Source organism: Gordonia sp. 852002-50395_SCH5434458 (assembly GCF_001665905.1).
GTDB classification, from domain to species: Bacteria; Actinomycetota; Actinomycetes; order Mycobacteriales; family Mycobacteriaceae; genus Gordonia; species Gordonia jacobaea.
In genome coordinates, this window is sequence record NZ_LZTC01000075.1 from 1 (window position 1) to 12488 (window position 12488).

The following is a 12488-nucleotide window of genomic DNA, read 5'->3' on the forward strand; positions in this document are numbered from 1 at the left end:
CCGCGCCTCGCTATTGAATACAACGCTGCCGCGCGGCCAGGCTGTGCACCTGGGTGCGAATATGCAGCGATCGAATATGCAGGATTACCAGTAGCACCGAAACGCGCGGTTCGAGAGCAGCGCCGGATCGTCGGTCCACCCCGACATCGCAGGCGTTAACGTTGGACGTCGAGAACTTGTTTTTGAATTCCGTTGTTGTAGACCTCATGTTCGACTAGGACGAGCTTGGTTGCGTCTTTATCGGTCCGGCTGAACAGCCGTTTTCCGGCGCCGAGAAGGAGCGGAAACACCAGTAGGTGGTATCGGTCCACTAGACCGGCGTCGGCCAGCGCGGCACCCAACGTGGCGCTGCCGTGCACCGCAATCGGGCCACCGTCACCCTCCTTGAGTCGGCGCACCTCGTCGATTGAGCGCAGCACCGTCGCCGGCCACCGCTTGTCGTCACCGTCGAGAGTCGTTGACACCACGTAGCGGGGCATCGAGTTGTACCCCGCGAATTCGTCCATTGTGGGCCAGACCGGCGCGAACGCCTCATACGATCGGCGCCCTAACAGCAAGGCAGCTGTTTCGTGCTGCTCGCGGCCCTTGAGTTCATACGCCGCCGGATCGAAAGCGACATCCTTGAACGTCCAACCCGAGTTGCGGTACCCGGGCTCCCCACCAGGGGCCTCCATGACTCCATCGAGTGAAACGAAAGCTGAGACGATGAGTGTGCGCATGACTCTCCTGGACTGGTGATGAACGGCTAACCGCCGCTCCGGGGTGGAACGGCTTTGCGTGATTGTTGACCACAACCACTGCCGAAACTCATCGCCAAGCTACCGTTCGAGTTCCACGAGCCGCCACCGAGCGCCCCGCCCTCGACGACGTTCGCTACGGCCTCTACTTCGTGCCATTCCGTGCTACCATGTAGCACATGAGTGTGCCGCGCGAGGTAAGCCAACGCGACCTCCGCATGCGTTCCAAAGAGATCATGGACGCGGTGGAGTCCGGTGATTCCTTTACGGTGACCCGCGACGGCCGTGGGATAGGAGAACTCGTCCCCCTACGTCGACGACGCAGCTTTGTTTCCCGCACAGAGTTCGCCCGCGGCTCGGTGTCGGCTCCATTGATTGATGTGGAGAAGTTCCGGTCTGATCAGGACCGCGTATATGACGAAACTTTGAGCGACCCGTATGCCTGACGAAGTACGGCGGGGGTTACTCGACACCAGCATCTTGATTCTTCGCCACGCAATCGAGCCTGCGGAACTGCCGGACGAGATGGCAATTAGTGCGATCACCCTGGCTGAGCTCTCCGCAGGCGTACACCTGGTAACTGGCGACGACCCACAGGCCTCCGACGAACGCGCACGCCGCGCGGATGTTCTCCAGCGCGTCGAGAACGAGTTCGACCCCTTACCGTTCGGCACTGATGCTGCTCGCGCATTCGGCCGCATCAGCGCCGCGGTCCAAGCTCGCGGAAGAACGCCGCGGAGACGACTGGCGGACCTCATGATCGCATCTGTTTCGACCGCAGCCAGGCTTCCCCTCTACACCACCAACCCCAACGACTTCGAAGGCTTGGACGGCATTGTTCGCGTCATACCCGTGAGCCGCCCCTGAGCTGAGAGCTGACCTCAGCTCGAGTCTCTCATCGACAGGGTCCAGACAATATGCAACAACCGAATATGCAGGGTTACCGGTAACCCACCTCGTGCATCATCAGATCGATCGACGGCTCCTTTCGTCCTGACTGCCCCTCTCACACCCCGCTCCGGCGGTACGCTCCCTCCACGGCGCTGGGACACCCTCGACCAGTCGTGAGTCCGGAGGTACGGCGATGATGTCAGACGACGAGACCTTCGAGGCCATCGCCGATGAACGACGCTCGCTCGCAAACACATTGGAGACACTGACACCTGCTCAGTGGGATCACGCGTCGCTATGTGGCGAGTGGACCGTCCGCGACGTCGCAGCGCATCTCGTGGCACCGTTGGTGGTTCCGATGTGGCGTTTCGGTGTTCTCATGCTTCGCGCCCGCGGCAATTTCGACGAGGCCAACAAAATGATGACCGACATGGTGGTACGCCAGCACGGCAGTGAGCTGGTCTCACTCCTCCGTGACCGCGCCGACAAGCGTTTCACGCCGCCTGGCCGGGGTCCCGCTGCTCCCCTGACCGACATCGTCGTGCATGCGCTCGATATCTGTCGCCCCTTGGGTATTGCACGCAGTTCGCCCGACGACCGTCGCGTCGTCGTTCTCGATCACGTCACTGGTCTCCGCGGGCGCGACGCGTTTGCGCATTCCGCTGCTGCGGTGCGATGGGAAGCCACCGATATCGACTGGAGTCACGGCGACGGACCGACCGTCCAAGGGACGGCGGACACGCTGATGCTCGCTATCACCGGACGACGCGGTGTCGTCGAAGAGTTGTCCGGTGACGGCGTGAGTCTTCTGGGCGCGTAGCACGCTGATGGTGGACCATTCGAATACGCCGGTGCAAATAGGCCGTCACCTATTGCACTGTGTTGCAGGGCCATTGAGGCGGTCAGCGTCGACAGCAATGTCGTGGTGGCTGAGGCTATCGCGGCGACGGTACTGCCTCGCGCCTCTCCCGTGGCCATACGCATTTACTTGGCACACGGCCACCTAGCGAGGACGAATCGAATAGTCCGCCACCGGAACCCTCGTCGACGCGGCGTCAAACATCTCCCGATCCATCTCGCGACGTCTCAGCACGGCTGGCGAATCGGTGGCGCCGTAGCCGATTTCGTCGAGGCGCCCTTCAACGAGTGCGTCGAACACGGCATCGACGAAATCCTCCACCGGCGCGCCGTGTACGTGTCCGGGTCCCGCCAACCGAGTTGCCACCGCCGGCGGGATGACCTCGACGACCCTAACCCTTGTGTGACGCAAGGCAAAACGAAGATTGATCGTGTAACTGTGCATCGCGGCCTTACAAGCGCTGTAGACAGGAGCAAACGGCTGAGGGATGAGCGCACCACCCGAAGTGACGTTGACGATCACCGACGGTCGGGAGTGCCCCACCAGGACAGGTGCGAGTAACGCGTTCAGGTGAATCGGACCCGCGAGCAGCGTGTCGATTTCCACTTGTCGTTGATGCCAGGGAGCGTCGTCGACCGCAAGAGGCACCCGGCGCTGAACGCCCGCATTGTTGACGAGCATATCGATCTCGGGCATCTCGGCGAGAACGTGTGCGGCAAGCCGCTCCCGATCGATCGGCGCAGAGATGTCACTGACGACGGTCTCGAGTCCGGGGTTCCCCTGCGCCGCGTGGCGCAGTGCGTCGGCGGATCGACCAGTCACCATGACGCGGTCGCCCCGCTCGGCGTACCGCTGCGCAAGCGCCAATCCGATACCGGCACTGCCGCCCGTAATCAGAACCGATCTTGATGTTGACATGTCAACATGGTGCATCCAGTCAGTTGACATGTCAACATCGTCCTTCGTATAGTCCGGCGAATGACGACATCGCGATTGAACGACACCGAACTGCTGCACTGGCAACAGTGGAAACGGGCCGCCGACCGGGTGTGGTCGTCAACGGTCAACCAGATCACCGCGGAGACAGGGCTGTCGGGAGCCGATTTCTCTGTTCTGACCCGGGTAGCCGAGTCCGACGGTAACCGCATTCAGCAAGCGCGCCTCGCGGAGTTGTTGGGATGGGAGCGCAGCAGGCTCTCTCGGCAAGTCTCACGAATGGTCGACCGAGGACTACTCACTCGCGATGTGGTACAAGGGGTTCGGACGATTGGCACCACCGAGGCAGGACAGTCTCAGGTGGTTCGCGCCCGTCACGCGCATTCACGAGCTGTGCGAACACATCTGTTCGACCGAATCGAGGCCAAAGACGCCGACGCATTCTGGAGGGTGATCGACTCCTTGACCCGCGAATGAGACCCATCAACCGAGCATCCATGGGCTACTACAGTTGACCCCACATGCCACCACTCGACGCAGCAAGCACCGTGATGCTGATCATCAGCATCGCCCTCGGCGTGGCCGCGTCCGGCTGTGCACTCGCCGCCGCCTACGTTTACCTTCACGAAAACCCCAAGCGCGACAACATCACCCGGGATCGCCTTGCTCGACGCTGGCTCGTCGCCACCGCCGTTCTCGGGTTCTCAGTTGTCTTCATGCGGTTCATCTGGCTGCTGGTGCGGTAGTTCCACGAAATCGTCGGCGAAGCAACACAATCGATGCGTCAGCGAAGCGACCGGCTCATCTGTTGGAGGGCCCGTAACAGCGACGCCTGTTCGACGTCGCTGAGGCCTGAGAGCATCCGCTCCTCCACCGAACGCACTGCTGCAGAAGCCTTCTCGAGCTTGCGGCGCCCGCGGGGCGTGAGCCGTGCAGGAAGCACCCTGCCCACAGGCGCGGCGTCGGGTCTGCTGACGAAGCCATCCCGTTCCAGTCCTTGCAGTAGGACATTCATCGCTTGACGTGTGATGAACGTGCCGCGGGCCAGTTCGGAGTTCGACAGACCAGGCCGCTGCGCAAGCAGTTCAAGACACGAGTACTGGGTCACGCTCAGTCCGAGCGGTCGGAGAACGTCCTCCATCGCCGCTCGGAGCGCACTTGCCACCTCCTTGAGGGCATACCCCACAGAGGTCTCTAGCTCGACGGTCTGCCGTTCGGCGCCGCTTCCGTCTTGACTCATGTCAACATACTGACATACATTGGCCGATGTCAGTAAGTTGACATTCAATCCCGGAGGAAAACATGCCCGTCAGCGGCCCCGACTTCATCTCCCTGCAAACCCGCAACCTAGAAGCGTCCCAAGCGTTCTACGAGAAGTATCTTGGCCTCGTCCGCGCGCCGGCCGGGCCACCGCACGCGGTCGTGTTCGACACCAAGCCGATCGCCTTCGCCCTTCGTGATCTGATTCCCGGCACAGACCTCGACGCCGCCGCGCAACCCGGTATCGGTGCAGCAATCTGGCTTCACGCCACCGGTGTGCAGGAGATCCACGACGCCCTTGTCGCGGACGGATACACGATCGTGTCAGAACCGATCGACGGCCCATTCGGGCGGACATTCGCATTCGCCGACCCCGACGGCTATCACATCACTCTTCACGATCGCGCTTGAACCGCGCCCACCTGGTTCTGTCTGCTCGCCGATGCGAGAGTAACTGCGGCAACGACGAATTTCTCCCGCTCGGCGGGCGACGCACCCAGTCCGTCGAACCACGGCGTCAAATTAGGATTCGCGGCACGCCTAATGGCAGACCGTTCCACGCTCACATCACATGCGGGCGCATAGCCCAGTCCAGGCACCGCGACGGTAGGTGCGAAGTTGCGCCACCCGCCAACGAAGAGCGGAACGTACGGTGCAACCTTGCGGCGTATCGACTCGTGTAGCGCGCTGAACACGTTGCTGATCCGGTAGGCGAACGACAGGGAATTGTGCTCGGTCACGCTCTCGTCGTCGCGACATAGAGTGGTACCCAACCGTTTCCAGTCAATGGCCACACCGGAGCGTCGTTCATCACGAGCCGTTGCCTCAGATGCCATCCACAGCAACGATTTGTCGGAGTAGTAGCAATTCTCGTACCCTCCCCCGACGTCGCTGTGCACGCCGTCGAACCAGACCTGGCTGATGTCGGCGTGCCGACCTCCCCAGAGGCACGGCGCGAAGACTCGTCGACGCTCGGCGATCGCCAGCGCTTGCCTGGCGGTCTTCACCATCGGCGAGAGCGTCACGTCGTGGAACGTGTACTTCGCGCGCGCGATTCCCGGAACGCCCAGGGCGCCAACAGTGTCGAACACCCCGAGGAATTCGATGCGTACCTCGCCACGCCGGTGGGTGTGCTTGTCGATGGCCGCAAGCGCACGCTGGTGCGCGGGATCGGCGGGAGGAGTCTCGGTGGAACTCTTCGCGCGCGGTCTGTTGCGGTAGAGGTCCATCGCTGTGGGCAACTGTCCCTCCGCGACCCCCATCGGGGTGAGCAGTCCGACATGCGCGATCATGCCGCACAGACTCCTGGCCGTGTATGCGCCGCGACTGAATCCGAACACAAAGATGCGGTCGCCAGGTTCGTAGTTCAGCGCGAGGAATCGATAGCAGTCGACGATCGCGTCGTCGAGGCCCACGCCGAATGCGCCGGCAACGATACGTTCTATCCAACTGCCTGTTGACCCGACGCCGCGCGCGTAATGCACGATCTGGGTCTCGCCGTCGAAGCCGCGGGGTGCAATCGAACGCGCGATCTTCTCGACGTTCGAGACGTAGCGATCGTCGGAGTTCTTCCACGTCCCGTCACAGCACACCACGAGATTCTTGGTCATGATGTCGACGCTAAGGCACTGCCTACGCGCCCACACGGGTAGCACGGTACGCGTTTGCGTTCCGGTCAGCCGATCAAGCCTGCGTAGTCGGGCCGGATCGACGCCGATGAGAAAGAAGACGGAACCCGATTCATCGAGGACCGGATGTGTCCGCTATCCCTCATAACGTCGCCGTTGTCAGATCAACCCGCCACCCAGGAGCACCTGATGACGACAGCACCACTCGAGCCCGCCGACGACAAAGTCGTCGACGCCTCCCCTGGCACCACTCGACGTTCACCTGAATCGTCGCCTTCCACAACACCTTCCGACGCCACGCCGAGCATCGGAGGCAAGGCACGAACCATCGCGCTGATCTGCTTGCTCGCGGCGTCGTTCATGGAGCTCATGGACGCAACCGTCGTCAACGTCGCGCTGCGCACGATGCAGGTCGACCTCGGCGCGTCCGCAGTGAGTCTGCAGTGGATCGTCGCGGGCTATCCACTCACCTACGCCGTTGGCCTGATCCTCGGCGCACGGCTCGGCGACAACTTCGGCCGACGTAAGCTCTTCGTCGCCGGTCTTGCCGCGTTCGGACTCGCTTCTCTGGCATGCGGACTCGCGACCGGTCCCACCGAACTCGTCGTCTTCCGCCTCATCCAAGGAGTGGCAGCAGCACTGATGGTGCCGCAGGTGCTCAGCAACATCCAGGTGCTGTATCCACCGGCCGAGCGCGGGAAGGCGATGGGCATGTTCACGTCGGTCATCGGTCTCGCGGCGGTCACCGGCCCCATCCTGGGGGCTGTGATCACCAACGGCGATTGGTTCGGGTTGTCGTGGCGACCGGTGTTCCTGATCAATGTGCCGCTGGCAGTGCTCGCTATCGCGGCGGCGATCGCCTTCATTCCCGAGTCACGCTCGGCGATCAAGACACCCATCACAGCCGGTACGGCGCTGCTCCTCGGCGGCTCGTTGGCGGCGATCATGCTTCCGATCACACTCGGACCTGAAAACAATTGGCCGGCTTGGGGATTCGTCGTGATGGTTGCTGGTGTCGCCGGGCTCTGGTTGTTCGGACTCCGACAGGTGCGTTCGGCTCGACGTGGCATCGAACCCATGGTCCCGCCGACCCTGTTCGCCACTCGATCATTTTCGGTCGGGCTCGCGGCATTCACGGCGTTGATGGTCCCCACCGGCGGATACTTCCTGGTCCAGTCACTGCACGTCCAGCTAGCGCTCGGATGGTCGGTACTTCACGCGGGTCTCATGTGGATTCCGTTCTCGCTCGCGGTGCCGATCTCGGCTGGTCTCGCCGCGACGGTGCTCGTCGCACGATTCGGTAAGCGGGTTCTGCAGGTCGGAGGTGCGGTGTTCATCGTCGGCATGCTGCTGATGGCCTTCGCCGAGCAATCGGCGCATCCCGCGCTGTGGTTTGCCGCGGCTCTGACCGTCGCGGGTCTCGGCTTCGGCGGAATCGTCGGCTCGGCCGGGCTGCTGGTACTCAACGACGTTCCGGTTCGCCTCGCAGGCGCGGCGTCCGGGGTCTTCAACACCGCCCAGGCACTCGCGGTGGCGTTCGGCGCCGCGGTCGTCGGAACCGTGTATACGTCGGTAGGAGAATCGTCGGGTCTCGAGTCCGCCTACCGCGCGTCACTGATCGTCATGATCGGGTTCATCGTGGTGGGTGGCGTGATCGCCCAGGCCTTGCGCACCTCGACCACGACGTCCGACGCAACTGACCTCGAACCGGTGGTCGCGTAACGTCTCGCCTGATTTCACTGCCGGACGACGGGGGCCTGCACCAGCAGGCTCCCGTCGCCGCCGAACGCACGTAATTGCCAACCAACTCACGGCCGACGCACCCAGGACCGATGAGTTCCGACGCGGCGCTGAGTCACAACCTTCGAGAACCGGCGTCGACACAGAGGGACACGAGATGGCCACCGAGATGTTGTTCCTGCACGGAGCGGGCGGATTTCACGACGATCAGCCGCTTGCCGTCGCGCTGGGAAGCGAACTCGACGCGCACGTCTCGATGCCGGAGCTACCCGACGAGGACATGTCCGTCTCGGCTTGGACGTCGGCGATACGCCCCCACGTCGACGGGCTGACTGCATCCGATGTGCTCGTGGCCCACTCGTTCGGTGCGTCGATGTTGCTCGCTCTGTTGAGCACCATGGCGACACCTCCGCCGCGCGCGTTTCTACTGGCGATGCCGAACTGGGGCGATCAAGGCTGGGCGGTCGCCGACTACGACGTCAGCGGTCCGGAACCGACAACGACTCTCTTCCTGCATCACTGCGAGGACGACGACGTCGTCCCCGTCAGCCATGTGGCGCTCAACCAGCGGCTCCTGCCGTCAGCAGACGTTCGCCTCCACGAAGTAGGTGGACATCAATTCGACGGATGCGCCTCGCTCGTCGCCGCCGACATTCGTGCGCACAGTTGACGTCCATCACCCGACCACCGCTCAGCGCAGTTTGGCGCCGTACACCCGTGTAACAGCCAGCTTGAGCAGCACGCGACGGTCGCTCACCATCACCTCGCGGTACTCGGCCCAGTCCGGATGCTCCCCCGCACCGAGGCGGTAGTAGTCGACCAACGCGTCGACCTCCGGACCGTCCGGATCGCTCGACGGACCGATCAGCTCGGCGGTTCCCTCGGCCGTCGTCCACGTAAAGCCGTCGGCGCTGGTGTATTCGATGGCGGCTCGCGGATCTCGGCGGAGATTCCTGGTTTTCGCACGTCCGTCGGTCATGGATACGTAGATCGTGTCGGCCTCACGGTCGTACACCGAGGTGACCGGTGAGAGTTGAGGAAGTCCGTTCGCCTTGATCGTGGCGAGGATGGCGATCGACGTGTCGGCGATCAGGTCACGGGGGTCGTACTGCTCGTCAGTCATGGTTGTGGCAACCGTCACCACGCCGGGGGCATTCCCGTGCGGTGTCGACGCACCACTACCCTCTGCAGGTGACTTTCTCGACCTGGGCGGCGCTGCTGACTGCGTGCGTGCTGATCAGCTTCACCCCGGGAGCCGGCGCGATCAACACGATGAGCAACGCCATGAATGTCGGATTCCGACGTGCGTTCTGGGGCGTACTCGGCCAACAGGTCGCGCTGCTCATCCAATTGCTCATCGTCGCCGCGGGACTCGGCGTCGTCATCTCCCGATCCCACACCGCCTTCGAGGTCATCAGGTACACCGGCGCGGCCTACCTCATCTACCTCGGAATCCGACAGTTCTTCCGACGCCCCGACATGTCCGACGAGGAAAACGAATCCGTCCAGAACGAATCGGCTGCGTCGATGTTCACCCGAGGACTCTGGGTCAACCTGCTGAACCCGAAGGCGATCGTCTTCTTGCTCGCGTTCATCCCCGGATTCGTGCGCCCGAACGATCCGCAGCTGATCCAGTACGTGGTCATCGGAGTGACGATGGTGGTCGTCGACATATCCGTGATGTGGTTCTTCTTCGCCCTGATAGCACGGGGATTCGCGCGTGTCACGAGGACCGAACAGGGCCAGCGTCGCCTCAACCGTGTGTTCGGCGTTCTGTTCGTCGCCGTGGGCGTCATGCTCGCGCTTGTGTGACCATGTTCGAAGGCCAGAGGGATCGAAGGCCTCACGGTTACCAGCACCATTGGAGGAGTCACCATGTCATCGCCCGAGCTCGACGATCGCGCACGCGTCGACAGCCTCCTCGACGCGCAGACCAAGGCTGAACGACTCTTCGACGAGGTGGAGCGGCGCGGCATGATCCGCGCGGGAATCGGCGAGCGCGCACTCTCCGACGAGATCCGTGACCTGGCCGCCGAGATGTTCGGCGTCACGCGTCACTGGCACAAACGAATCGTCCGCGCCGGCGAGAACACCCTGGAGACCTTCCGCGCCAACCCGCCGGACCGGATCATCGCCGACGACGACATCCTGTTCCTCGACTTCGGCCCGATCTTCGAAGAGTGGGAAGCCGATTTCGGCCGCACCTTCGTCTTGGGCGACGACGCGCTCAAACGACGCCTCGCCGACGACCTGCCCCGAATCTGGGATGCAGGCCGCGCCTACTTTCGTGCACACCCCGAGATCACCGGGGCCGAATTGTTCGACCGCGTCGTCGAACTCAGCGAGGAAGCCGGATGGCATTTCGGTGGCGAGATCGCCGGACACCTCGTCGGCGAGTTCCCGCACGAGAAGATCTCCGGCGACGAGATCGAGAGTTATGTGGCACCAGGTTCGTCGGGTCCCATGCGTCGCCTGGATCCGTCGGGGCGTGTGTGCCATTGGATTCTCGAGGTGCATCTCGTCGAACCCGACCGTCGATTCGGTGGCTTCTACGAGGAACTCCTCGACCTTCCGTGAGAAGAGATTGTGTGTGCGGGGAATGAGACTACTTCCCCACTGCCGGTGACCTTTTGCGCGCTGTATTCCCTGCAGGGGGTTTGCGGCGTATCCACCGCCTCTCGACGGTATTCACCATGTCCGGTGCCGTGTCGTGGCACCACGCGTATCGACGACCGCTTCTCCACCGCTGTCACGTCGAAGAGAGACTGGCCGGTCTCTCCGCTACCGCTACTGGCGCGTGAACGTCACTCGGGCCTTGCGGGCTCGAATGTCGCCCTGATTCGTCGTGCGACGTCAGGGATTAGGACACTGTCGCGATGTCGTCGGGAAGAGGCTTTCGCTTGTGTGGTGGTAGCCACGCTGGACTTGAACCAGCAACCTGCCATTCTGCAAATGACCGCTCTGCCAATTGAGCTAGTGTCGCGTTGACTGAGGATGTGCTCTTCCGTGCGGTTCCAGGCCTTTTGGGCCCAGAATGCCGCACACCCTCGACCTTTCGGATGTCGGTCCTACTCGATCTCTCCTGTCTCGGCGAAGCTGCCACGCCCCGCCTCCACAGTCATGGAATACGCCCTCGACTGAACCATCTCGGACTGAAATTCCTTCCCTCACCGCAACATTCGTCGCTACTGACCACACCTGGCAGATGTCGGGTCACCGATCGGCTCTCCCGGCTCTCACCGTCAGATCGCTTCGACGTTGCCTCCACCCTGGGGTGAAGGTTCCGGCTCGGAGTGCATGGGGTACCGGAACTTCTCCCGGCGACGGATGTCACCCCGCCTTTCACCGGATCACTCCGGCTTATGCGCCATGCCGCATTCGTATGTCGATGTAGTTGTCAAACGTCCTGCACCACTTGGGTTGTCGTCGTCGAGCAGTGCGAGTAGCGACTCTAAGCGGTCCGGCTACGACGCACAACAGCTTTTCCGCCGAGTCCGAGAACACCGACATTGAGCGGCACTCCTCAGTCCCGATCGGCGTCGCCCGAAAGATCGTCGAGACGCAGATCATCGAGACGCTGCTGTGCGCGCGATCGCGCGTCGGATGCCGCCTCCAGAGCGGTCGCGGCTTCGTCACGCCGGGACCGCGCCGTCTCCGCCGCGCGCTGCGCGAAGCGCTGCTCCTGTTCAGCACGATCCAGTTCCGCGCGCACCCGTGCGACTCGGTCCTCGAGATCGGCAGCGGTGCGCTCGGCATCGTCGACGCTGCGTTGCGCGCTATCGAGTTCGACGGTCGCCGAGTCGACGTCGGCAGCGTGTCGATCGAGAAGTGCTCTGGCAGCGTCGATCTCCGCTTCGCGTGTGGCCGTCGAACCCTTGTCAGCACTGGACGAGGGTTCGGGCATCCCTGCGGTCGCCTCGTCGGCGGGTGCCGGCGAATCTGCGAGTGCCACCAGCCCGGCCGGGCCGAAGCCGCTGTACTCCATCGCGGTGACCAGCCGACCGCGACGCAACAATTCGGCCACCTGTTCGTCGCCGATCGCCGCACGCAGTGTCTGGACAGCCTCTCGCTCGATCGTCGTGCTCATACCCGCACCGATCTCGGCCGCGAACGACCGTAGGTGCTCGAGCGCGGTGTGCACCACATCGCGTCGTCGTGTTGACAGCTTCCGCAGGAGTTCGGCCGACGAGCGGCGCTGCGCCTCGCGGAGTTCGTCGGCAACGCTGAGCAGGGGGTCGAGATCGGTCGGCGAACGTCGAATCCACTGGTTGAGCAGCCAGGCGACCTGCGTCGGCTTGCGCGCACGCGAGATGTCGAGGGCGAGCTCGGAAGCATCGGCCGCGCGTGCCGAACGTGTCAGTTCGCGCCTACGTGAGACGAATTCGCTTGGTGCGCAACCATACAACTCGTCGAGAGCGTCGTCGAGGTCCACGAGCG

Annotated in this window: 16 protein-coding genes and 1 tRNA gene; 10 read left to right on the forward strand and 7 right to left on the reverse strand. The window is 63.1% G+C overall.

What is annotated here, in order from left to right; all coding sequences use genetic code 11:
- Positions 1-155: 155 nt before the first annotated feature.
- Positions 156-719: a dihydrofolate reductase family protein gene (locus tag A5785_RS16315; RefSeq protein WP_064867600.1), complete on the reverse strand. Its 564-nt coding sequence runs from the start codon at positions 717-719 to the stop codon at positions 156-158.
- A 197-nt stretch (positions 720-916) separates the two neighbouring features.
- Between A5785_RS16315 and A5785_RS16320 the strand changes: the two genes are divergently transcribed.
- From A5785_RS16320 to A5785_RS16330, 3 genes are all read left to right on the forward strand, one after another.
- Positions 917-1183 carry a type II toxin-antitoxin system Phd/YefM family antitoxin gene (locus A5785_RS16320; protein WP_005206757.1) on the forward strand — a complete coding sequence of 89 codons (267 nt, stop codon included), beginning with the start codon at positions 917-919 and terminating at the stop codon, positions 1181-1183.
- Positions 1176-1604: a type II toxin-antitoxin system VapC family toxin gene (locus tag A5785_RS16325; RefSeq protein WP_064867602.1), complete on the forward strand. Its 429-nt coding sequence runs from the start codon at positions 1176-1178 to the stop codon at positions 1602-1604. The genes A5785_RS16320 and A5785_RS16325 overlap by 8 nt, the downstream gene beginning before the upstream one ends.
- Positions 1605-1821: 217 nt before the next feature.
- A complete protein-coding gene (locus A5785_RS16330; RefSeq protein WP_082938094.1) occupies positions 1822-2448 on the forward strand; it encodes a maleylpyruvate isomerase family mycothiol-dependent enzyme in 627 nt (208 codons plus the stop codon).
- A gap of 183 nt (positions 2449-2631) precedes the next feature.
- On the opposite strand, the gene A5785_RS16335 is transcribed toward A5785_RS16330, so the two are convergent.
- The gene (locus tag A5785_RS16335; RefSeq protein WP_197494595.1) at positions 2632-3405 is read right to left on the reverse strand and encodes an SDR family oxidoreductase; all 774 of its coding nucleotides are present in this window, start codon (positions 3403-3405) and stop codon (positions 2632-2634) included.
- A gap of 60 nt (positions 3406-3465) precedes the next feature.
- On the opposite strand from A5785_RS16335, the gene A5785_RS16340 reads away from it, so the two are divergent.
- Both A5785_RS16340 and A5785_RS16345 read left to right on the forward strand, forming a co-directional pair.
- Entirely contained in the window at positions 3466-3900 is a 435-nt protein-coding gene (locus tag A5785_RS16340; protein ID WP_082938093.1) for a MarR family winged helix-turn-helix transcriptional regulator, read from the forward strand.
- 44 nt (positions 3901-3944) lie between these two features.
- Complete coding sequence (locus A5785_RS16345) at positions 3945-4169, forward strand: hypothetical protein (protein ID WP_064867606.1); 225 nt, start codon at positions 3945-3947, stop codon at positions 4167-4169.
- Positions 4170-4207: 38 nt separating this feature from the next.
- Here the strand turns inward: A5785_RS16345 and A5785_RS16350 are convergent, their stop codons facing one another.
- Positions 4208-4663, reverse strand: a complete 456-nt coding sequence (locus A5785_RS16350; RefSeq protein WP_064867608.1) for a MarR family winged helix-turn-helix transcriptional regulator — start codon at positions 4661-4663, stop codon at positions 4208-4210.
- Between the two features lie 62 nt (positions 4664-4725).
- Between A5785_RS16350 and A5785_RS16355 the strand changes: the two genes are divergently transcribed.
- Positions 4726-5094 carry a VOC family protein gene (locus A5785_RS16355; protein WP_064867610.1) on the forward strand — a complete coding sequence of 123 codons (369 nt, stop codon included), beginning with the start codon at positions 4726-4728 and terminating at the stop codon, positions 5092-5094.
- On the opposite strand, the gene A5785_RS16360 is transcribed toward A5785_RS16355, so the two are convergent.
- Complete coding sequence (locus tag A5785_RS16360; RefSeq protein ID WP_064867612.1) at positions 5079-6293, reverse strand: DUF2235 domain-containing protein; 1215 nt, start codon at positions 6291-6293, stop codon at positions 5079-5081. The two genes, A5785_RS16355 and A5785_RS16360, sit on opposite strands and share 16 nt — an antisense overlap.
- A gap of 207 nt (positions 6294-6500) precedes the next feature.
- On the opposite strand from A5785_RS16360, the gene A5785_RS16365 reads away from it, so the two are divergent.
- Both A5785_RS16365 and A5785_RS16370 read left to right on the forward strand, forming a co-directional pair.
- Positions 6501-8033 (forward strand): MFS transporter, encoded by a 1533-nt coding sequence (locus A5785_RS16365; protein WP_197494594.1) that lies wholly within the window; start codon positions 6501-6503, stop codon positions 8031-8033.
- A gap of 175 nt (positions 8034-8208) precedes the next feature.
- Complete coding sequence (locus tag A5785_RS16370) at positions 8209-8721, forward strand: alpha/beta hydrolase (RefSeq protein ID WP_064867614.1); 513 nt, start codon at positions 8209-8211, stop codon at positions 8719-8721.
- A gap of 21 nt (positions 8722-8742) precedes the next feature.
- Here A5785_RS16370 and A5785_RS16375 read toward each other — a convergent pair whose 3' ends face one another.
- Positions 8743-9174, reverse strand: a complete 432-nt coding sequence (locus A5785_RS16375; RefSeq protein WP_064867842.1) for a PPOX class F420-dependent oxidoreductase — start codon at positions 9172-9174, stop codon at positions 8743-8745.
- Positions 9175-9242: 68 nt separating this feature from the next.
- Here A5785_RS16375 and A5785_RS16380 point away from each other — a divergent pair, with 68 nt between their 5' ends.
- Positions 9243-9863: a LysE family transporter gene (locus tag A5785_RS16380; protein ID WP_064867616.1), complete on the forward strand. Its 621-nt coding sequence runs from the start codon at positions 9243-9245 to the stop codon at positions 9861-9863.
- A 63-nt stretch (positions 9864-9926) separates the two neighbouring features.
- On the forward strand, positions 9927-10628 hold the full coding sequence (locus A5785_RS16385) for a M24 family metallopeptidase (protein ID WP_064867618.1): 702 nt from the start codon (positions 9927-9929) through the stop codon (positions 10626-10628).
- 335 nt (positions 10629-10963) lie between these two features.
- On the opposite strand, the gene A5785_RS16390 is transcribed toward A5785_RS16385, so the two are convergent.
- Together A5785_RS16390 and A5785_RS16395 are read right to left on the reverse strand one after the other, a co-directional pair.
- A tRNA-Cys gene (locus A5785_RS16390) sits at positions 10964-11034 on the reverse strand.
- A gap of 540 nt (positions 11035-11574) precedes the next feature.
- Positions 11575-12483 carry a hypothetical protein gene (locus A5785_RS16395; protein ID WP_064867620.1) on the reverse strand — a complete coding sequence of 303 codons (909 nt, stop codon included), beginning with the start codon at positions 12481-12483 and terminating at the stop codon, positions 11575-11577.
- Positions 12484-12488: the final 5 nt, after the last annotated feature.

Excerpts from the sequence above, each read along its gene's own strand:
- A5785_RS16315 (WP_064867600.1), bottom strand. The coding sequence starts at position 719 with ATGCGCACACTCATCGTCTCAGCTTTCGTTTCACTCGATGGAGTCATG.
- A5785_RS16320 (WP_005206757.1), top strand. The coding sequence starts at position 917 with ATGAGTGTGCCGCGCGAGGTAAGCCAACGCGACCTCCGCATGCGTTCC.
- A5785_RS16325 (WP_064867602.1), top strand. The coding sequence starts at position 1,176 with ATGCCTGACGAAGTACGGCGGGGGTTACTCGACACCAGCATCTTGATT.
- A5785_RS16330 (WP_082938094.1), top strand. The coding sequence starts at position 1,822 with ATGATGTCAGACGACGAGACCTTCGAGGCCATCGCCGATGAACGACGC.
- A5785_RS16335 (WP_197494595.1), bottom strand. The coding sequence starts at position 3,405 with ATGTCAACATCAAGATCGGTTCTGATTACGGGCGGCAGTGCCGGTATC.
- A5785_RS16340 (WP_082938093.1), top strand. The coding sequence starts at position 3,466 with ATGACGACATCGCGATTGAACGACACCGAACTGCTGCACTGGCAACAG.
- A5785_RS16345 (WP_064867606.1), top strand. The coding sequence starts at position 3,945 with ATGCCACCACTCGACGCAGCAAGCACCGTGATGCTGATCATCAGCATC.
- A5785_RS16350 (WP_064867608.1), bottom strand. The coding sequence starts at position 4,663 with ATGAGTCAAGACGGAAGCGGCGCCGAACGGCAGACCGTCGAGCTAGAG.
- A5785_RS16355 (WP_064867610.1), top strand. The coding sequence starts at position 4,726 with ATGCCCGTCAGCGGCCCCGACTTCATCTCCCTGCAAACCCGCAACCTA.
- A5785_RS16360 (WP_064867612.1), bottom strand. The coding sequence starts at position 6,293 with ATGACCAAGAATCTCGTGGTGTGCTGTGACGGGACGTGGAAGAACTCC.
- A5785_RS16365 (WP_197494594.1), top strand. The coding sequence starts at position 6,501 with ATGACGACAGCACCACTCGAGCCCGCCGACGACAAAGTCGTCGACGCC.
- A5785_RS16370 (WP_064867614.1), top strand. The coding sequence starts at position 8,209 with ATGGCCACCGAGATGTTGTTCCTGCACGGAGCGGGCGGATTTCACGAC.
- A5785_RS16375 (WP_064867842.1), bottom strand. The coding sequence starts at position 9,174 with ATGACTGACGAGCAGTACGACCCCCGTGACCTGATCGCCGACACGTCG.
- A5785_RS16385 (WP_064867618.1), top strand. The coding sequence starts at position 9,927 with ATGTCATCGCCCGAGCTCGACGATCGCGCACGCGTCGACAGCCTCCTC.